This is a genomic window from Bdellovibrio sp. HCB-110 (assembly GCF_047323225.1).
In the GTDB taxonomy this organism is placed as follows: Bacteria; Bdellovibrionota; Bdellovibrionia; order Bdellovibrionales; family Bdellovibrionaceae; genus Bdellovibrio.
The window spans coordinates 1648769-1667641 of the sequence record NZ_CP178750.1; the positions used below are offsets into that span (position 1 = coordinate 1648769).

General features: G+C 46.0%; 18 protein-coding genes. 7 read left to right on the forward strand and 11 right to left on the reverse strand.

All coding sequences use genetic code 11. From position 1 onward, the window contains the following. Positions 1-21 precede the first annotated feature (21 nt). The 7 genes from mutL to ACL934_RS07910 all read left to right on the forward strand — a co-directional run bounded on the left by mutL (position 22) and on the right by ACL934_RS07910 (position 9570). Entirely contained in the window at positions 22-1884 is a 1863-nt protein-coding gene (gene mutL, locus ACL934_RS07880) for a DNA mismatch repair endonuclease MutL (RefSeq protein WP_413613290.1), read from the forward strand. Next, a complete protein-coding gene (gene miaA / locus ACL934_RS07885; protein ID WP_413613291.1) occupies positions 1884-2816 on the forward strand; it encodes a tRNA (adenosine(37)-N6)-dimethylallyltransferase MiaA in 933 nt (310 codons plus the stop codon). Before mutL ends, miaA begins: the two co-directional genes overlap by 1 nt. Positions 2817-2851: 35 nt before the next feature. After that, the gene (locus tag ACL934_RS07890) at positions 2852-3730 is read left to right on the forward strand and encodes a YicC/YloC family endoribonuclease (RefSeq protein WP_413613292.1); all 879 of its coding nucleotides are present in this window, start codon (positions 2852-2854) and stop codon (positions 3728-3730) included. Continuing rightward, complete coding sequence (gmk, locus tag ACL934_RS07895) at positions 3727-4284, forward strand: guanylate kinase (RefSeq protein ID WP_374079637.1); 558 nt, start codon at positions 3727-3729, stop codon at positions 4282-4284. The genes ACL934_RS07890 and gmk overlap by 4 nt, the downstream gene beginning before the upstream one ends. A gap of 47 nt (positions 4285-4331) precedes the next feature. Then, a complete protein-coding gene (gene rpoZ / locus ACL934_RS07900) occupies positions 4332-4571 on the forward strand; it encodes a DNA-directed RNA polymerase subunit omega (RefSeq protein WP_295906055.1) in 240 nt (79 codons plus the stop codon). A gap of 180 nt (positions 4572-4751) precedes the next feature. Further along, positions 4752-6968 carry a RelA/SpoT family protein gene (locus ACL934_RS07905; RefSeq protein WP_374079641.1) on the forward strand — a complete coding sequence of 739 codons (2217 nt, stop codon included), beginning with the start codon at positions 4752-4754 and terminating at the stop codon, positions 6966-6968. Then, entirely contained in the window at positions 6955-9570 is a 2616-nt protein-coding gene (locus ACL934_RS07910; RefSeq protein WP_413613293.1) for an ATP-binding protein, read from the forward strand. Before ACL934_RS07905 ends, ACL934_RS07910 begins: the two co-directional genes overlap by 14 nt. On the opposite strand, the gene ACL934_RS07915 is transcribed toward ACL934_RS07910, so the two are convergent. From ACL934_RS07915 to ACL934_RS07965, 11 genes are all read right to left on the reverse strand, one after another. Continuing rightward, on the reverse strand, positions 9542-10465 hold the full coding sequence (locus tag ACL934_RS07915; protein WP_413613294.1) for a hypothetical protein: 924 nt from the start codon (positions 10463-10465) through the stop codon (positions 9542-9544). The genes ACL934_RS07910 and ACL934_RS07915 overlap by 29 nt on opposite strands. Before the next feature lie 11 nt (positions 10466-10476). After that, positions 10477-10875, reverse strand: coding sequence for a hypothetical protein (locus ACL934_RS07920; protein ID WP_374079647.1), 399 nt, complete (start codon positions 10873-10875; stop codon positions 10477-10479). 217 nt (positions 10876-11092) lie between these two features. Continuing rightward, a complete protein-coding gene (locus ACL934_RS07925; RefSeq protein WP_413613295.1) occupies positions 11093-11527 on the reverse strand; it encodes a single-stranded DNA-binding protein in 435 nt (144 codons plus the stop codon). A gap of 161 nt (positions 11528-11688) precedes the next feature. Further along, positions 11689-12654: a type II secretion system protein GspN gene (gene gspN / locus ACL934_RS07930; RefSeq protein ID WP_413613296.1), complete on the reverse strand. Its 966-nt coding sequence runs from the start codon at positions 12652-12654 to the stop codon at positions 11689-11691. Further along, the gene (locus ACL934_RS07935; protein WP_374079653.1) at positions 12655-13341 is read right to left on the reverse strand and encodes a hypothetical protein; all 687 of its coding nucleotides are present in this window, start codon (positions 13339-13341) and stop codon (positions 12655-12657) included. Then, positions 13338-15008, reverse strand: coding sequence for a pilus assembly protein PilM (gene pilM / locus ACL934_RS07940; RefSeq protein WP_374079655.1), 1671 nt, complete (start codon positions 15006-15008; stop codon positions 13338-13340). The genes ACL934_RS07935 and pilM overlap by 4 nt, the downstream gene beginning before the upstream one ends. A gap of 280 nt (positions 15009-15288) precedes the next feature. Beyond that, a complete protein-coding gene (locus tag ACL934_RS07945) occupies positions 15289-16536 on the reverse strand; it encodes a general secretion pathway protein GspK (protein ID WP_413613297.1) in 1248 nt (415 codons plus the stop codon). Further along, the gene (locus ACL934_RS07950; protein WP_413613298.1) at positions 16493-17332 is read right to left on the reverse strand and encodes a type II secretion system protein GspJ; all 840 of its coding nucleotides are present in this window, start codon (positions 17330-17332) and stop codon (positions 16493-16495) included. Before ACL934_RS07950 ends, ACL934_RS07945 begins: the two co-directional genes overlap by 44 nt. Next, entirely contained in the window at positions 17329-17832 is a 504-nt protein-coding gene (locus ACL934_RS07955) for a prepilin-type N-terminal cleavage/methylation domain-containing protein (RefSeq protein WP_374079661.1), read from the reverse strand. The genes ACL934_RS07950 and ACL934_RS07955 overlap by 4 nt, the downstream gene beginning before the upstream one ends. Next, a complete protein-coding gene (locus tag ACL934_RS07960; protein ID WP_374079663.1) occupies positions 17829-18416 on the reverse strand; it encodes a Tfp pilus assembly protein FimT/FimU in 588 nt (195 codons plus the stop codon). The genes ACL934_RS07955 and ACL934_RS07960 overlap by 4 nt, the downstream gene beginning before the upstream one ends. A gap of 6 nt (positions 18417-18422) precedes the next feature. Beyond that, entirely contained in the window at positions 18423-18839 is a 417-nt protein-coding gene (locus ACL934_RS07965) for a type II secretion system protein GspG (protein ID WP_374079666.1), read from the reverse strand. Between the last annotated feature and the right edge of the window lie 34 nt (positions 18840-18873).

Sequence of the window (18873 nt, forward strand, 5' to 3'; positions counted from 1 at the left end):
ATTCTCGGGCAGATTCCCTCTATGTCAATCCAAGTCTTACCTCCTGAAGTTGTCGATCAAATTGCTGCTGGTGAAGTGGTGGAGCGTCCTGCCCACCTGGTAAAAGAACTCGTTGAAAATAGTATTGATGCCGGAGCCACGCGTGTTCATGTGGAATTCTTTGACGGCGGTCGCATCGTGAAAGTGATCGACAATGGAAAAGGCATGGCGCCGGAAGATCTTCCCAAAGCTTTGGAGAGATTTGCGACAAGTAAGATTTCTAAAACTGATGATCTTTGGAAGCTTCGTACTTTTGGATTTCGCGGCGAAGCTCTTGCCAGTATTGCCGCTGTCAGCAAGTTGACACTCACATCACGTCGTGAAGGCGATGAGCAAGCTCATCAGTTAATCAGTGAGTACGGTCGTAAAAAAGATCTCGATAAAGTCGGCGGTTCCCAAGGTACGACAATTCTGATTGAAAATCTTTTTGATAATACGCCAGCGCGTTTGAAATTTTTAAAATCAGACGCGGCAGAAAACACGGCGATTAAAACGACTTTGAAGGCCATGGCCCTTTCTCACTACAACGTCGAATTCCGAATTCAGGAAAACGGCAAACTTGCGAGTTTTTGGCCTGCTTGTAAAAACCGCAAAGACCGTGTTGAGCAGATTCTGGAAATCAAACCTCTTTTTGTCGGCGAGGCGACTCGTGAAAACGTGCGTGCTTATGCCGTGTTTGCAGATCCGCACAATGTCGCAAAAACGGCGAAGAACATTTGGCTTTTTGCGCAGAACCGCTGGATTCAAGATCGCAGTTTGCAAGCGGCCGTGAATGAAGCTTATCGCAGTCTTCTAATGCACGGAGAATATCCGATTGCCGTTGTTTGGGTGGAAGTGGACCCTGATTGTGTCGACGTCAATATTCATCCGACAAAATCTCAAGTGAAATTTCAAGAACCCTCTTTGGCTTTCCGTGCCGTCGCAGGGGCTTTGCGTGGAACTCTAGAGCAAGCGCCATGGTTGGCAGAAGGCCAAAGACCTCGTCCTCCACAACCGTTGGCAGACGTTTCGGCGGCAGATTACTCGTCGACTCAGGGTCTTCCGAATTTTGCGACAACTCCGATGCCAAAAGAAAATTTGGCATTCCAAGATTCTTCTTTGAGTGTGACGCAGTTTCAGAAAAAAGAATTTAGCTTTCCAACTTCAACGGTCAACGAACCTAAAATAGACTATCAAACTTTGGCGCAGGCAGCGGCCTCTCGTGAGGAAATAGCAACAACGCCCATGATAGGAAAGTCCGAGCCAGAAGCTCCTCGCGGTTACTGGTCTTCTTTGGAAGTTTTAGGGCAAGCGAATCTCACGTACATTGTTACCCAAGCTCGCGATAAAATTGTCTTTGTGGATCAACATGCGGCCCATGAACGTGTCGTTTTTGAAAAACTGATGAACGCCTGGAAGGGTGGCAAAGTGGATGTGCAAGACTTCTTGTTTCCACTCGCGATCGATATGTCTCCAGAAAAAGTGGAGGCGCTTTTAGGGATTGCCAAAGACGTGGAACGTTTGGGTGTGCACATTGAGTCTCTCGGTCCCGGCACAATTGGTGTAAAGGCCGCACCGTTGATGATCAAAGAGTCCATCTTAAGCTCTGTTTTGGATAAAATGGCCAATGAAATTGTCGATCAAGGTGGAAGTTATTCTCTGGAAAGAGTCGTCGGTGATATCTGTGCGACGATGGCTTGTCATTCTGTTGTCAGAGCAGGGCAAGCCCTGGGCATGGATCAAATGAAAAGTCTTTTGCGCGATATGGATATGTTTCCACTCTCAAGTTTCTGCCCTCATGGCCGTCCGGTGAGTGTGGAATATCCTTTCTACAAGCTTGAGAAAGATTTTGGTCGAATCGTTTAATGAAGAATCCGCGAAAACCCGTGATTTTTGTAGTCGGCGCCACGGCCACCGGGAAATCCGAGTGGGCCTTGAAGCTTGCGCAAGAATTCGGGGGAGTCATCGTCAACTGCGACTCCATTCAGATTTATAAAAAACTCGATATTGGCGCGGCAAAGCCGTCTCCGCAAGAGCAAGCCCTCGTTCCTCATTACCTTGTGGATTATGTGAACCCTCCAGAAGAAATGACCGCCGGAAAGTACTGCCGCGATTTTTACGACTGTATGGAGAAAATCCCTGAAGGGGTCCCAGTCTTTGTGGTGGGTGGAACGGGTTTTTACTTTATGGCCATTGAAAAAGGCATGTATCCGGTTTTGCCAGTGTCTGCAGAAATTCAAAAAGCCGTGGCTGAAGAACTGCAAACTCCAGGGGGAGCCGAAAAACTCCACCAGGAACTTTTGCAAAACGATCCGGAGTATGGCGCGAAAATTCATCTTTCTGACCACTATCGCATCGGTCGCGCCATCGAACTTATTCGCAGTCAGGGAAAAAGTGTCACACAAATCCAGGCGGAGTTTGCGGAATCTCGCAGTGAGTTTCCGTTTCCACTTTTAAAAATCGGACCGTCGTGGGATCGCGAAGTTCTGAAAGATCGCATCGCTCTGCGCACGCAAAAGATGCTCGATCAGGGCCTTGTGAAAGAGGTGCAAGGACTCCTCGACGAAGGTTTGGAATCTTGGGCGCCGATGAGCAGTGTAGGTTACAAAGAGACGATAGCGTTTGTGAAGGGTGAACTCACTCAAGAAGAATTGTTCGAAGAAATATCCAAGAACACAAGACAGCTCGCCAAAAGACAGAGAACTTGGTTTCAGAGAGACAAAGACATTCACTGGTTTTCGGGAAGTGACGGATTCTCTGAAGCTCGCAGTATGGTCGAGAAATTTCTGAACCCTTGACCCCATAAGAGGGGCCGTTTCAAAATGGAGTTATTATGAAAAGCATGACAGGGTACGGCACCGCCAGAGTTCAATCCAAAGATGTCACAGTCGAAGTCAGTATTCGCGCCGTGAACGGTCGTTTTTTAGAACCCCGTTTTCATTTACCGCGTGAATTTGTGGCCCATGAAGGGGAGCTTAAAAAAGTTCTCGGCCAAACTTTGCATCGTGGAACTGTGGATGTTTTCGTTTCTCGTCGCGTGAAAAATACGGCGGCGAAAGCACAGATGACCGTGAATGATATTCTCGCAAAAAAATACATGATGGCATACAAACATCTTTCCAAAGAGTTGGGTGTGCCTTTTCAAGTTCATCTTGAGGTTTTGGCGCGCTTGCCAGAGATCATCAAAGTTGAAGACACGTACGAATTATTCCCTGGTGAAGATAAGGTTCTTAAAAAGGCTTTCGCGGAAGCATGCAAGAATTGCGATAAAGAGCGTTCTCGTGAAGGGCAGGCTTTGCGTCGTGATTTGCAAAAGCTCCTCATGTCTTTAGAGAAACAAGTGAAAGTAATCAGTGAGTTGCGTGGCGAAGCCAATGCACAGCTTCAAGAAAAGTTTGAACAAAAAATCCGTGCCCGTCTTAAAGGAAATGACATTGATCCGAACCGTCTATCGCAAGAAATTGTGATTCAGTTGGAAAAAGCGGACATCAACGAAGAGCTTTCTCGTTTGAGTGAGCATATTAAAAACTACCGTCAGTTGGTGTCTTCGCAGCAAGCCGAAGGGAAGAAGCTCGATTTCTATACGCAGGAGCTGCTCCGCGAGGTGAATACAATTGGTTCGAAGTCTCAGGTAGCCAAGATCACTCATGCCGTGGTAGAAGCAAAAACCCTTATTGAAAGACTTAGAGAACAGGTGCAAAACGTCCAATGAAGACACGTCTTATTATCGTTGCCGCTCCCAGCGGTGCTGGAAAAAGTAGTTTTGTGGAGAAGATCAGCAAGGAAGACCCTCGCTTGGTCGACATCATTACTTTTACTACGCGAGCAATGAGAAAAGGCGAAAGTGACGGGCAACCTTATCACTTCATCGGTTCCGAGGAATTCCAGCAAAAGATCAAAGAAGAGTTCTTTGTTGAGTGGGCCAAGGTTCATACGAATTTCTACGGAACTTCCTACGAATCTATCGAAAGCACTTGGAAGCAGGGGAAATGCGCTATTATGGATATCGACATCCAAGGGGTCGCGACGTTTAAGTCTAAATTCCCGGATGCCAAGACTGTTTTTATCCTTCCTCCTTCAATTGATGAGCTGCGTCGCAGGATCGCAAAACGAGACGGGGGAATGCCAGCGGATATTGAAGTCCGTATGGCCAACGCCGAAAAAGAGATCCGTGAGGCTTCAAAGTTCGATTATCAGATCGTGAACGACAACTTTGAACAATCCTACTCGCAATTTAAAAAAATCGTTGAAGAATTACTAGCTTAGCGGTAACTTGGCCGGATCTACTTTTGTTAAAAGTGCCTGGAGGCTAAATGGCTCGTGTAACTGTTGAAGATTGCTTGGAAAAAGTTCCTAACAGATTTGCTCTTGTATTGATGGTTGCGAAAAGAGCGAAGCAGCTTCTTAAAGGAGCTGAGGCGACAGTTTCTACTCGTAGCAATAAGTACATTGTGAGCGCTCTTCGTGAAGTGGCTATTGGTAACGTAGGTTACACAGAGGCTATGGAGAATGCAGAAGCCACTCGCCAAATCGAAAAAGACCTTAATAAATAGGATTTAAAACCCTTTATAAGGCAGTTAAAAAGGAGGCTCAGGCCTCCTTTTTTTATGCCCTTAACGGTTATTTGAGCATTCCTTGTCTTTCCCTATAAGGGCTTAAAATAACTAATAAATCCAAGACCTTATTTAAAACTTAGTTGGACTCATTAGGCTCCTCAGGTAAACTTAACTTATATGTTTGAAGTCCTAAAAGAGAGCGGAGTAAATCAGAAGCCAGTGAAGACACTTGATGATCTTCTGTCTCGCATTCGCAATTTCTATCCGAATGCAGATTTAAAAATCATCGAGAAGGCTTACTATTTTTCCGAGAAAGCTCACGAAGGACAAATTCGTCGAAGTGGTGAGCCGTATATTTCTCATCCGCTTTCTGTGGCCGCAATTTTGGCGGATCTTCATTTAGATTTAGATACCATTGCAACAGGTCTTCTTCATGACACTGTCGAGGACACAGCAGCGACTCTAGATGATATTCGTCGCGAATTCGGTGACGTGATCGCTCATCTCGTGGACGGTGTTACCAAAATAGGTCAGATGAAATTCAAAAACAGTCACGAAAAACAAGGCGAAAATATTCGCAAAATGATCGTGGCTATGGGGAAAGACGTGCGCGTGGTTTTAGTAAAACTGGCGGACCGTCTTCACAATATGCGTACGTTGAATTTCATGCCCTTTGAAAAACAAGAACGTATCGCTCTTGAGACTTTGGAAATTTACACGCCTCTTGCGGGGCGCATGGGGATCAGTTCACTGAAAATTGAACTGGAAGATTTGTGTTTCCGTTACTATCGCCCCGACATGTACTACGAACTTGTTCAGCATATCAAGAAAACAGAGTCAGAACAAAATCGTTATATTGACGAAGTGAAAAGCATGCTCTCAAAAGAGCTGAACAAAGCAGGCTTCAAATATGAAGTCTATGGACGCTCAAAGCACTTGTGGTCGATTTACAGAAAAATGCAGTCGCGTAATATTGAATACGATCAAGTGTATGACGTTCTGGCGTTCCGTGTGCTGACTGAAAACGTGGCCGAGTGTTATGCGGTTCTGGGACTGGTGCACTCCTTGTGGAAGCCGATTCCAGGTCGTTTCAAAGATTTCATCGCCATGCCGAAAGCCAATAACTATCAATCCCTGCATACGACGGTGATCGGGCCTGGCGGGGAGCGTATTGAAATCCAAATCCGTACGCAAGAAATGCATCTCGTCGCTGAGCGCGGGATCGCCGCTCACTGGAAATATAAAGAGCGCGGTAAGATGGTCGACGATTCCGATTTCCAACAGGCCAACTGGCTTCGTGATCTCGTGACATGGCACCAACAAGTGCGCAGTCCCGATGAGTTTCTGGATACCGTTAAGACCGACCTTTTTGAAACAGAGATTTATGTTTTTACTCCGACAGGAGACGTGCGGGAGTTCCCGGAAGGAGCCACACCGGTTGATTTCGCCTACGCCGTTCATACAGAGCTGGGAAATCAAATCGTCGGTGCGCGCGTGAATGGAAAAATGGTTCCCTTGAAGTATCAATTGCAAAACGGAGACACCGTTGAAGTGATGACTTCAAAAACGCAAGTGCCGTCGAAAGATTGGCTCAAGTTTGTTGTTACCAATAAAGCCAAAGCGAAAATTCGTGCCTTCGTTAAAGAAGAACAACGCCGTCGTGCGATTCTTCTAGGTAAAGAGTTGGTAGAAAAAGAATTCCGCAAATTCGGTATGGCCGCAGTGAAATATCTGAAGGGCCCGGCTTTTGAAACTTATTTAAAAGATCACGGCTTGGCGGACTTGGATGAACTTTACGTGACTGTCGGTTACGGAAAACTTGAAACGCGTATTCTTGTTGAAAGACTTACGCCAGAAAACATCGCCAAAGAGGCCGCGAAGACGGAAGACTCTTCCTTTATGGAAAAAGTCATGCGCGCGGCCACTCAGAAAACGCGCAAAACCAATTCACTTATCAGTGTTGATGGGATGGATGACGTTCTGGTTCACTACGCAAAATGCTGTCATCCGATTCCAGGAGACCCGATTGTCGGCTTTATCAGTCGCGGCCGTGGTATCACGATTCATCGCAGTGACTGTCGTAAGGCCTTTGAGTTCGATCAGCTTCGTAAGGTGGACGTCAATTGGAACGTGAAGCAGGCGGGTGAGGGCCAAGAACGCGTGGTTCGTCTTAAAATCATTTCTCAAGACGTGCCGGGACTTCTCAAACTCATGTCCGAGGCTTTTGCGCAGCAGGGAATTAATATTCAGTCGGCGCAAATCCGTACGACAAAAGACAAAAAAGCGATCTGTCATTTTGAAGTCAGTGTAAAAGATGCCAGCCAATTAAACCAAGCTATCTATGAGATTCAAAAGATCAAAGGTATTATTGGTGTGACTCGTGTTATCCACTAAGATTTTTCAAAAACTCCACTTCATTTTAGCCCTCGTGGTTCTTGCCGTCGCAACAACTGTGATGTTTGGATGGATTTTACGAGATCCTACGATTATTCAAATCAACCCTCGCATGGCGCCGATGGTTTTCAATACGGCGTTTTCATTTGCTGCTTTGGCCATCGCTCTTTTGTTTTCGGAATTTAGATCGCTCAAGGTTACGAAAGCAACCTCCGTGGTTGTGGTGGTGATCTCGATCCTCACTTTGTCGCAGTATTTTTTCAGTATCAATATCGGCATTGACCATTTCTTCATCGAGCCCTTTTATGGCGTCGGTGTCGTGATCCCAGGCAGAATGTCGGTGAGTGCGTCGGCATGTTTCCTGGTTCTTTCCCTGCTTCTGTTTTTTAAACGGCCTGGATATACCTATCAGATGGCCACTGTCACCGTTTCAACCTTGGTGACGGGATTTTCTATTTTTGGTATCGCCGGATATGCACTGAGTTTTAATTCAGAATATGGCTGGGGCAGTTTCTCGCGTATGGCCCTACATACGAGCATTTCGTTTGTTTTACTTTCGTTGGCGATACTTTGGCAGTTGCGAAACAGAGTGCGAGAACAATCGTCTCGTGGCGGAGTTTTAATTCCGTTTTATGTGGTCATGGTTGGCATTATGACCTCCATGGTGATCTGGCAGCTTTTGGTTTTACGCGACCAGGATCGCAATAAACGCGTGATACAGATTCGCGGTGAAAGTCTCAAGGCCAATCTCGATAATGTCTTCCTGCCTTTACAAAAATCTTTAGAGCACATGTCCCGGCGTTTTTCTTCGGGAAGTTATCCCAACTATAAAATGTGGGCGGTGGATGCTGAAAGTTACTTTGAAGAGTTTGAAGGTTTGCGCCGTCTGGTATGGGCAGATCGTGGTGATATTATTCGTTGGGTTTATCCGTTGACCAACGGCGGTAATACTGTTGTGAACACGACGGCTTCGAATCTTCAATTGCGGGAACGTCTCAGTAAGGCTCCATCAAATCCGAGTGCTTTTATCTCTCGGTTGTTTGAACTTAAAACCGGGGGCATGGGGTTTGTTCTTGTTGTTCCTGTTTTCCTGAATGAAAAATATCAGGGTACTGTTTCAGCGGCCTTGATGGCAGAGCCCTTTTTCTCCCGAGTCGTCAAAGTGGAGGGTTACAATCTCTCCCTGCTTGAAGATGGGCGTGAGATTTATTCAACGGGAACTCCTGATCCGGTTTTTGCTCGAGACTGGAAGATGATGACCCGCTACTCCACTTTGGGAGCCAACTGGGATTTAATTCTCGTTCCTACGGCGGCCACCATTCGTGAGAACACTTCGGCCTTGCCCGGAGTCGTTTTGCTTTTCGGAGTGAGCGTGTCGGTTCTTTTAGGTTTGTCTTTGAGTTTCTACAGTCGCTCACGCGAATCTGAAAAGGCAGCGAAAGAAGCTTTCGAACTTAAAAAAGCCGGGATGAACAGTGTTCCTTTGATGATGATTTCCATGGATGAAAATACGATCATCCGCGAAATGAATGCAACGGCAGAGCGGATTTTAGAATACACGACAGAGGAAGTGGCGGGCAAAACGTCTCCGGAGATCTTTCACGACGCCAATGAGGTTCGGGACGCGCAAAATAAAATAGAAAAAGAACTCGGTCGGTCCATAACCATGGGGTCTGAATACGTTAGAGCTTTCTTTGATTTAGGATATAACAAAGCTTCCGAATGGACGATGATTTCAAAATCCGGGAAACGCTATAACGTGGTGATTTCAACCAGTGAAATTCGTGATGAGAACGGCAATGTCACCGGCTATTTGGAAGTCGTCGAGGACGTGACGGCGCTCAAGGAAAAAGAAAGACTTTTAGAGGAACAAGAACAAAAGATTTTAGCTTCATCTCGATTGGCATCCTTAGGGGAGATGGCGGCGGGAATTGCTCACGAGATTAATAATCCCCTGGCTATCATTGGTGGAAATCTGGGAATCTTAAGAAAGATGATGGCGCAAAAAGGTTTGGGTGAAGATTCAGACCTGACCAAGAAAGTTGATTCGCTTGAAAACGTTGTTCACAGAATCGCGAAAATCATTCGCGGCTTGCGCACTTATGCCCGTGAGTCGGACTTAAGCGGAGAAGAACCTACAAAAGTGGAAGCTCTGATTGATGATACGATGGCTTTTTGTTCTGAAAAATTCCATAGTGAAGGGGTTGAAGTCGTAATCTCATTAGAGCCGCAACTGATTGTGAATGTGCGCCCTTACCAAATTTCCCAAGTTCTCTTAAACATGTTGAACAACGCCTTGGATGCGGTTCTTGCGAGCCGGATTAAAAAGGTCACGATTGAAGCGCAAAAAAGAAACGGCGGGATTGAAATCAGTGTCTCTGACACCGGTCCGGGAGTTCCTTACCATTTGCGTACGAAAATCATGGAACCCTTCTTTACGACCAAAGAAGTCGGGAAGGGTGTTGGTTTGGGACTGAGTATTTCTCAAGGAATCATTCAGTCACATAATGGGAAATTTTATTTGGACGAAAACTCGGCGAAAACCAGATTTGTGATTTGGTTGCCAGAAGCTTCTAAAGATTCCAAGCCCATCCACCCTTAATCAGAATCATGCTGGCTTTGACGGTGTCGGAAGCCGGGAACATATTGTATTCAATGCTGACGGGGATGTAGTTCTTACGACTCATTTGAATGTCACTGCCGATAGCGAAAGTGAAAACCTGATTCGTAGAAATTTGTGATTCATTTAAAGCCGTGCTCGATTTTGAAAGAGCGAGCATGTAGCCCATTCCGCCGCCCAGCCAGCCACGGTATTTTCCTTGAAGGGGATACCACTTGATAAGACCGTACAAAGACAGATAGTTGATTTTAGCATCACAGCTAGTTGAATCCGCGCAAGCGGCTTCAGAGGCGTTTCCAGAAACGTTGAATTGCTCCATCGCCGCATACCCGCGCCCGACGAAATCTTTGCTGAAGGCATAGTCGTAAAATCCGCCCACACCAAAACCTGTCCCACTCATGCTTGTCGAAGTTTTGTGGCTGATACCAAAACCGTCTTTGTAACTGACGTCGGCGTCCATCGTATTCATGATGTAGCTGCCCGTGATGCCGTAAGAATCTTTAACGACACGCAAGTAACTCATATCGTTGCGAGCCACCGGTGTTTCTTCGTCGGAAGAATTTTCAGAAGAAGGATCGCTGACTTCCGCACTCATTTTTGAAGGCGCTTTAGCTTGCAGAGAGTAACCTTGAGAGGCACGTCCTTTGACAATTTCACCCAGAGCTTTAGAGCCTTTCACTTGTTTGATGCGAATGATGGCCGTTCTTTTGTTATTGGAAGGATTGATAAGATAAAACTCTTCGCCTTCGGAAGTGGCGTCGCCATCCAGATTGATGAGAACTTTTTGACCTTTAACGGCAGAGACGGAAGCTGAGAATGCAGATGAGGTCCAAAACACAAGGAGGCAGGCAGCAAAGATGCGAGTTCTCAAGATCACTGGTGTCTTTCCTATTCAAGAGTCATCATGTTGTTTTCAAGTTCTCGGATGAATTGGTCTTTATAGAGATTCCAAACCATGTCATTCGCAAATTCATAGATGCAAGACTGAGTCGCTGTCTCTGTTTTCTGAATCGCTTTGACCTCAACTCGTTTGTCACGGTGAGTACGCCAGATCTCAAGATCGCTTTCAGAAACGACAAGTTCATAAGTTTTAGAAGGGAACTCTTCATTGAACCAAGTCTCAAGGCGGCCTTCTTTTTTACAGCTTTTAAGTTGAAATGCCGCCGATGAAGAGGCTGAGACTTTGCCAGGAGCTTCTGATTCGAATTGTTTACGACCTTCCGAGCGGTAGACCGTGCAACCACTTAAAAAAAGGACTGAAACTGTGGAGAGTAATAAACACTTCATAGCCCTTTAATTATAGAAGAGACTGGACTAAATAAGAATAAATAAAAAGCCCCGACTGTTTAAATCGAGGCTTTCGCCCCGGGAGGGGCACAGAGTGCAGGCGACGGTAAGTCGCCGGAACTGAAGTAGTTCAAAGTTTTGGATTTTGTTTAACTCTTAGACGAGAGCTGCTTCAGCCTACGCGCCACGGGCGCTTCGGCACTGCCGGCCCGGCCGATTAAAAAGGAATCTCGTCGTTAGAGTTGAAGCTTGGTTCTGGACCGAAATCTTGGAAGTTGAAATCGTCGTTACCAGAAGAAGAAGAGCGACTTGCTCCAGCTTCAGCGCCTGCAGAGCCCAAGAATTGAACTGTGCTTGCTACGATTTCAGTTGTGTAGCGTTTTTGACCTTGTTGGTCTTCCCATTGGCGAGTTTGAAGTTTACCTTCAACGTAAACTTGACGACCTTTTGCAAGGTGCTTACCGCAGATCTCTGCAAGTTTGCCCCATACAGTTACACGGTGCCATTCCGTTTTTTCTTGGCGTTGACCGTCTTTCACCCAAGATTCACTTGTTGCGATATTAAGACGAGCTACTGTGCTGCCGCTGCCGATAGCTTTAACTTCTGGATCAGCGCCCAAACGACCTACTAGAATGACTTTATTTACTGACATATTCCCTCCAAATTAAACCATTTGGTTTTTGTTCTGTTTATGATTGAAGTCAATAATGGACTTCAGCCGCATTTTATTTGTGGGAAGGGATGAGCAATATTTAGGCAAACCCCATCTCAGGTTAAAATAGAAGGGGTTCCATAGGGAGGACTAAAGCCGGACTAACGCGCGGCTCCGATGCTTGGCGGCATCATAGGATTTGTTGCAGAAACTTTGAATTTATACTGGGCACCTTCAGCTGTCGGCGTTTTATAACCGTCAATAAAGGACAAGAAAAGAGCGGCGCGATCTTGGAAACTTTTGCGTGCCTTAAGATCGATCTCAAAGTTGTAAGCGCCGATTTGCTGACCAAAAGAACCACCACGATTGATGATCGTAAGGCCGATATTTCCTTTGATCGTACCGTAAAGCTCGTCACCTGGTTTCCCAATAGTTCCGCTTTCAATCACGAAACGACCGGCGGCCAGACGGCCTTTTAGTTCGACAGTGCTTAATTTCAAATCTGGCAGGGTCAAAGGACCCATCGGTGTATTCACATTCGAAGGAGGCAGTTCAAACTTACTGATTGTCATATCCACTTCCACATCAGGTTGTTCCTGAAATGAAAGGTCAGCAAGAGCCATTGTTTGTAAATTCAATTGGCCTTTAAGAAGAACGGGAAGATTCGCCAATTCACGAAGATCATGCAAAGAAACTTTCTTCGCAGACACTTCGATACGATGTCTCTCAAGGCCGTTCTCTGTGCGAGTGCCTTTGCCGACGTGAACATCAACATCACCTTTTAATAATCCCTTCGCAGAGATATGTCCGTAAGGTTTTTGCTGGATCAAACCTGATACAGACGGCGTGATCACAAGCTCTTGCGCGGAAAGAGCCGGAGTACGAATAGATTCAATATACACCTGATCCATCTGCACGCCCGGTTGTGGGAAAAGACTCATCTTCAATCTTTCAAATTGAACGTAGATCGAGTTGTTTGAAAGTTTTGAAACTTGCGAAGAAATCAAATCACTCAAATCATCAAACGGGAAGAGGAAGAACAAAAACACCAAAGCAGAAAGAACCATCACGAAGATCTTTCCTTTGCCCTTGCGAATCAGTGTGATCAACTCACGCAGTTGTTCCATCTATTCGTCTCCTGAATTGCCACGGTTCTTACGAGCGCCACCACCACGCGGAGGAGGTTCTGCAGGAACTTCGGGAGCTGCCGGAACTGCCAGTGCGACCAACTTATAAACTACGTCAAAGTAACGTGTGTCTTCGCGGTTGGCTGTCATAACAAGATCTTTGAGTTTCACGCTAGGGTTGATGCTTTGGAACTGATAACCCAAATCCAAAGCCTGACGCAGATTTAATTTGGCCAAACTGACTTGCAGAACACCTTCCGTCAAATTTTTGGGAACCACTTTGGAAGTGCTGTCGATCACTTCAGTGCCTTTAATCTGCTCTGGCAAAAGATTGGCATTCTTGATTTGGTTTTCAATATTCGAGCGAAGCATGTCTACAGACGGGGCTTGCGGAATTTGTGGCACATCTGAAGACTCGCGGCTGACTTTTAAAAGTTCGCGAATCGTCATGCGTTTTCCTTCAAACTCGCTGACATGCTCTTGAGATTGAGAGTAATAACCGTAAGGAATCGAAAGAACCAAGAACGCGATCAAAGCCACCGAACCCACCACGGTGAGTTTTTGCATTGGTGGCGACATATTTTCGTAACGATCACGAAGTTGATTGTAAGCGCCGCTTTCTTGAACGCGTTCCCAAGTCACACGGGCGTCGCTAACTAATTTATCCTTTAAATCATCTAAATTCATCTTGTCACCTTTTGGATGCCGCGATCGACGTTAAAGCTGAAAGAGAAAGCTGTTCTGCCTGGAAGAGCTCCGAGAGTGGATCTTTGTGCCTTCACTTGTCCATCGGTTGTGATGTTCGTTAAAGACTGCTGCAACAAACTCATCTCTTGGGGCGAGCTTACATATCCTTGCATCACCACTTGGCTGTCTTCAATTTGCAATTGATGCACATCCAAAGTGACGGATGTTTTTGGCGGAGCCGCATCGTTGATCTTCTTTACGATATCCAGCGCGGAATTCATATTCGCAACACTGGCTAAGGTTTTCAGATCAGCCGCACGTTTTTTGTTTTCGCGGATGTATTTGCGAATACCACTTTCAGAAGCATTTTTTCCTTTAAGGCCGGCCACGGCTTTGGCTTGGTCTTTAAGAACTTCCTGAGTGCGATCCGCAAGACTTAAAGAGAAACTTTCACGCAAAGACGTATAGACAAACAGAACCAATAAAGCGGCTGTCGCCACTTTGAAGGTATGGCCCCATTTTTCCCAGAACATTTTCATCTGATGATTTTCTTTTGCAAAATCACCACGCAAGAAATTAATCGGAGGATTGCGCGGCTTCTTAAAGCCCTCAATCGCAAGCCCCAAAGCCACACCGGCTTTAGCGCCATTCTGGACAGAGCGTTCAAAAAGAACATTGGGAACTAAATCCAAAGAAGAAGCGCGGTTCACTGGCACTTCCAAAATCTGAGTCAGGAAAGGACCCAAGTTTTGGATTTGTGAGACACCACCATTAAGACTGATGCTGCCAATTTGCGCGTTGAACTCACTCTTAAGTTCCAGAATGGAGAGCTGAAGATCGCGAGCCATTTCGCGCACACTTTTGGCAATCGTGTCCGAGAAAGTCACTTGATCAAATGTAGCCCCTTGTTTGTTCGTCAAAATAAAGGCTTTGGTTTGCAGCTCTTTCATCGCTTCTAAGAAAGGGATTTCGTATTTTTTAGAAATCGCTTCCGCGATATTTTTTCCGCCCCACAAAATGGAACGAACGGCGATCAAAGAGTTTCCTTCAAACGCACTGACCAAAGTGCGCGTATGTCCCATGTTCAGAACAAGTTGCACATGACGAACGGGACGGTTTTCTTCTTCAGTGATAGAAATCGCCGGAGGCAAAAGAGCCGGAGGAGGTTCATTCCATTTTTCAAAGACGTTGGCAAAAGCCGTTCCTTCAGAAGAAATCAAAAACGGATCAATACCCGCATCTTGAGCTCTTTGAATTAAATTTTGCACATGAACTTTAGGCGCAGCACAAGCAAGGACTTCAGCGCCACCGCCGATAGTGCGAACAATCTTTGCATCAAAAATCGCATTGTCCGCAGAGAAGGGGATGTCCTCTTCCAATTCAAAAGCCAAGCTTTTAGAAATTTTAATGCGGTCATTGAACGGGAAGAATTTGTTACGAATGGCAACACGGTCTTGGCGAAGACCTAAAATAAAACGAGTTTGATTGGGATCGTAATGACTGACAAAGTTGCGGAGGAATTCAATAACTTCAAGTTCTTGGTCGGCACCAGGTGCGATGTTGAGTGGATGCTCAACAAACTGAGACACTTGGAAACCTTTCGAAGTGCTTTGCACCTCGACAATTTTGATGCTGCTAGAACCTATGTCTATGCCTAGTGATTTCACGCTTGTTCCTCCATGAACACGCTTTTGGTCTGAGTTTACGCGACGTTGGCTGGTAAGTATAGTTTAAATTACCGCCACGCCTTCCAGGCTCGTCGGTGCCGAGGCTGCGCCTCGGTTCGCGCCAGCGTGACGCCTCTAACGACGGGGGCTCTCGATTTTATTATAAGGAAAAATACTTTTCTTTCCCGGCCACGATGGCCGGGAAACAGCCTACTCATGGATGGTGGAAGATCGCAGAACTGTCTCTGCTGAATAAACTAAAAACAACCCAAACCAAAGTCTAGCGCTCATTCCAATACACAATACGAGGCGGGCCTTTGGGGATTTTGTCTTTCGGGGCAGCACCTTGTTGCTTGTTTTTGTCGTTTCCAGTGCTGTCGGGATTTTCGCTCTTCTTTTCTTGATCCACAAAAGACTTTGTCTTCGTCGCTGACTTATTCAGATCCATCACAATGGCTGTAATTTCCCTTGTGGCACCTGCGAATTCACCAGTGCTTTTAATTTTGAAATTCATCACGGTGTCGCAAGTCAGAGGGATGTCTTTCGGGTCTCCCATCAAGCGCACGCGTGTATTTTGTTGAACGAAGTTCCAGAAGTCAGCGCTGCCTCCGCCTTGGTCGCATTTGAAAGGGCCGCCTTCGGATTCGGTTTCTCTTCTTTTGATGATGGCGGTGACGGCCTCTTCGGTCATGCCGGGATCAAGGGATTTTAAAACATCTTTGCTTGCTAGGTTCGGGTTGATGCCCTTCATTCCGTAGATCGTGATGCGTGGTTCAAGAAGGTCGTAGAAGGCATCGGTCATTCCAGGCACCAAGTGCAATTCGGCGAGAGTTCTAAAGCCACGATTCGGTGGATAGTATTCGCTTTGGGAAGCTTGATTGAGTTCGCCGTATTTCGCTCTTTTGTCTCCGCCGTTGAGGGAGGTGACTTTGGAACTCATCCAGTCGGCGATGTTATTGATCAGTTCGTCAAAACGAACGTTGCTGAACTCGCGGGCGAATTCTTCGTCTTCTTGTTTCTTTTGTTCAAAGATGTTGAGAAGTTGTTTTTTTGTCGACTCTTGCAGGGATTTTGACGGGGAGTTTAAGTCGTTCAGGTCGATCTTGGATCCTTCGTCTTCAATCGTAACAAGGTAGCTAGAATCCATCGAAGATTCTTTGAAAATCTTTTTAAAGTTGTCTTTGTCGACCGCACTCAGTTCGTCGGCGATCGGGAGTGGCCATGCAAATGGGAATTTCCAGATTTGATCCAGCAGTGGGCTATTGCCCAGTTGGGCGCCAAATTTATCTTGAGCTTGCTGATAAATTTTAATGCGCAAAAGACTTAACTGCATGCCGGATTTCGCGGCATAGTAAGCCTTCACGCGATTCAAACCCTGAGAGTTGACGATGTACTCGACGCTGGATTCGTAAGAAAGTTCCATCGAAAAATACATGATCAACATAATAGCGGCAATCGCGATCATCATCGCGATACCGCGATTATTATTGAGCGGGTGGTTGTTCTTGCGGCCAAGAGCTTTGCGCATTTGCACCCTCCTCTGGATTGTTAGGGAAGTGAATTGGAACGATCACTTGCACGGAGTATTTTTTACTTTTCGCTTTTACTTTTTTCTCGATCGTCAAAGACACTTCCACGGCTTGGGGGAATTTCCCTTTGGTGGCTCCGTCGCCGCCGGCGTCGGTTCTCCAGTCGGTGACCCAGTCTTGTTTGCCTTTGCCCATGTAGCGAAGTTTAAATTCAGACACGTTTTCTAAAAGTACGATTTCGTCTCCGCCTTTTGTGACATCCAAATCCACAAACGGTGTACTTCGGCGCCATAAGCATTTTGATGAACCCTTGTCGTCGCGCAAGTTTTTACAATCTTTGAGGGAGTAGCCGATTTCAATAAAATCGGCTTGCTGTGAGTTGCGCACGGTGCGCGCGTTGTTCATTGTCACAAAATTAAGACTGTCGCCAGCGCCAACAAAGTGAGTTTCCGGATCACGGCGTGGAACTTCGCGACGGTTGGCTTGATCATTCGGGATAGGAGCCGGTGGAGTTGCGGGGGGCTGGCCGGGTTGTGTTGGTGGAGCATTTTTCTTTTTTAAAATTTGCTCCAGCTCTTTTTCAATGTCGCGATAGTGATAGGCAAGGTTGATATCTCGCTCAATCAAACGAACGGCATCACGCAAGCGGGAAACATCGTCGATTTGATCTTGCAGTTTGAGTTTCGCTTTAACCGCTTGGCTGATGGATTGAGACGTCAATAGAGTCAGCGTCGCTAAGATCGCGATCGTGATCATCATCTCAATCATAGTAAAGCCGCGACGGTTGTTTCTCACTGAGCCCCCGGCATTGCAGGAAGCTGAATGTCTTTGTCATAGTCGACAAAGTATTGAGTGGCAGAAAAATTTAGCGGCTTTTTTCCAGCTTTATAGATCACAGTGACTTTGACTTCCTTCACGGATTTAGCCAAGTGTTCAGACAAGGTTTTCATCACGGTGAGAGTCAACTCGTCAGCACCTCCGGCTTGGGCGGTGAGGGTCGCTGAAAAATCAGGAACTTCAAATTCTTTGGATTCCATTTTCCAAGAGTACTGCGAGTATTCAGAACCGAAGTCGTCTTCTTTTTCTTCGGGGATCGAGTCGAGGGGCTTCCCTGCGTACTCCATTTCGATTTCAACCATTTTTCTTTCAAGGAGGGCTGCGACTTCTGTGGAAAGTTGCGTCTTACGAATGCGCATAAAGCTTCCGCTCCAGGAGTTTGCTAAAAGCAGAAGTCCCGCAGACAGGAGGACCATGGCTATCACGGTCTCTATCAATGTGAATCCGTTTTTTCTCACCTTTGAATATCCTTTAACGAAGAAGCCTTTTCTATTATATCAGCTTGACCCGTTAAAGGATTAAAAACAAGCGTCCAAGTTAAATTATTTCCATTGGTGATTTGCACGGCGGCGGCCTCAACAAAACCTTCTGGAAAAAAGTGGACGTAGGCAAGACCCGATGTCAAAGGAGCTTTCATATTGGCCGTTTCTACGGAGCCAAAACGAAGCCCGCTGGGGAGGGTCTGTTCTTTTTTAGTGATTGATTTATCAATCTGGAAAAGGGGAGGAGGTGCACCTTCTTCTTTCTCAGATTCTTTTTCTTTGGCTTTCTCGTAAGCCTCAGGATCCACCGTTTGTGGGCCATTGGCTCTTTCAACCCAGTATTGGGCTTCTTTCGAGTCCATGTCGATCACAAGACGATATGTGGAGTTTGTTAGGCGGGCTTTGTTGCGGATTTCCTTGCTCAGCACGATGAATTGCCGAGCAACGGATTTGATATTAGCATTTTTCTTGAATACGCGGGGAGCTCCCACGACAAGCACGGCGGCTAAAATAGCCAGAACCATCATGATCTCAATAAGAGTAAATCCCTTTTGAGACATCAAGTCCTACTTCGCATCAAGATCTTCAAGCGAAATGTCTTTAGCACTTCCAGAGCCGCCTTCGCGACCGTCTTTACCCAAAGATTTTAGAGAGTATTCAGTTCCCTCAAGTTCATACACGAAGTCATGATTGAAAGAGTCTTTGAAGCCTTTATTGTAATAAGCTTCTGGTCCCCAGTTCGGGCAATCCGCATCTGCTTTTGCAAGACCTTCCAATGACTGAGGGTATTTGCCGCAATCTGTGTAGTACATAGAAAGCGCTTGTACGATTTGAGTCATTTTAATGCGTGTTTCTCTAACTTTGGACTTATCAAATTGTGCCGTCAAGTTAGGTAAAAGAAGAGCTGCGATACTACCGATGATCGCAAGAACGATCATGATCTCGATAAGAGTCATACCCCTGCGGTTCTTAAGAAGAGACATACTTACTTACTCCTTGTTAACAGATGTTGAGAAT

What these genes read in the sequence shown, in the direction of transcription:
- ACL934_RS07945 (WP_413613297.1), bottom strand. Translation starts at nt 16,536, where the DNA reads ATGCGCAAAGCTCTTGGCCGCAAGAACAACCACCCGCTCAATAATAAT.
- ACL934_RS07925 (WP_413613295.1), bottom strand. Translation starts at nt 11,527, where the DNA reads ATGTCAGTAAATAAAGTCATTCTAGTAGGTCGTTTGGGCGCTGATCCA.
- ACL934_RS07905 (WP_374079641.1), top strand. Translation starts at nt 4,752, where the DNA reads ATGTTTGAAGTCCTAAAAGAGAGCGGAGTAAATCAGAAGCCAGTGAAG.
- ACL934_RS07890 (WP_413613292.1), top strand. Translation starts at nt 2,852, where the DNA reads ATGAAAAGCATGACAGGGTACGGCACCGCCAGAGTTCAATCCAAAGAT.
- rpoZ (WP_295906055.1), top strand. Translation starts at nt 4,332, where the DNA reads ATGGCTCGTGTAACTGTTGAAGATTGCTTGGAAAAAGTTCCTAACAGA.
- miaA (WP_413613291.1), top strand. Translation starts at nt 1,884, where the DNA reads ATGAAGAATCCGCGAAAACCCGTGATTTTTGTAGTCGGCGCCACGGCC.
- mutL (WP_413613290.1), top strand. Translation starts at nt 22, where the DNA reads ATGTCAATCCAAGTCTTACCTCCTGAAGTTGTCGATCAAATTGCTGCT.
- ACL934_RS07920 (WP_374079647.1), bottom strand. Translation starts at nt 10,875, where the DNA reads ATGAAGTGTTTATTACTCTCCACAGTTTCAGTCCTTTTTTTAAGTGGT.
- ACL934_RS07935 (WP_374079653.1), bottom strand. Translation starts at nt 13,341, where the DNA reads ATGAATTTAGATGATTTAAAGGATAAATTAGTTAGCGACGCCCGTGTG.
- gspN (WP_413613296.1), bottom strand. Translation starts at nt 12,654, where the DNA reads ATGGAACAACTGCGTGAGTTGATCACACTGATTCGCAAGGGCAAAGGA.
- ACL934_RS07965 (WP_374079666.1), bottom strand. Translation starts at nt 18,839, where the DNA reads ATGTCTCTTCTTAAGAACCGCAGGGGTATGACTCTTATCGAGATCATG.
- ACL934_RS07960 (WP_374079663.1), bottom strand. Translation starts at nt 18,416, where the DNA reads ATGTCTCAAAAGGGATTTACTCTTATTGAGATCATGATGGTTCTGGCT.
- gmk (WP_374079637.1), top strand. Translation starts at nt 3,727, where the DNA reads ATGAAGACACGTCTTATTATCGTTGCCGCTCCCAGCGGTGCTGGAAAA.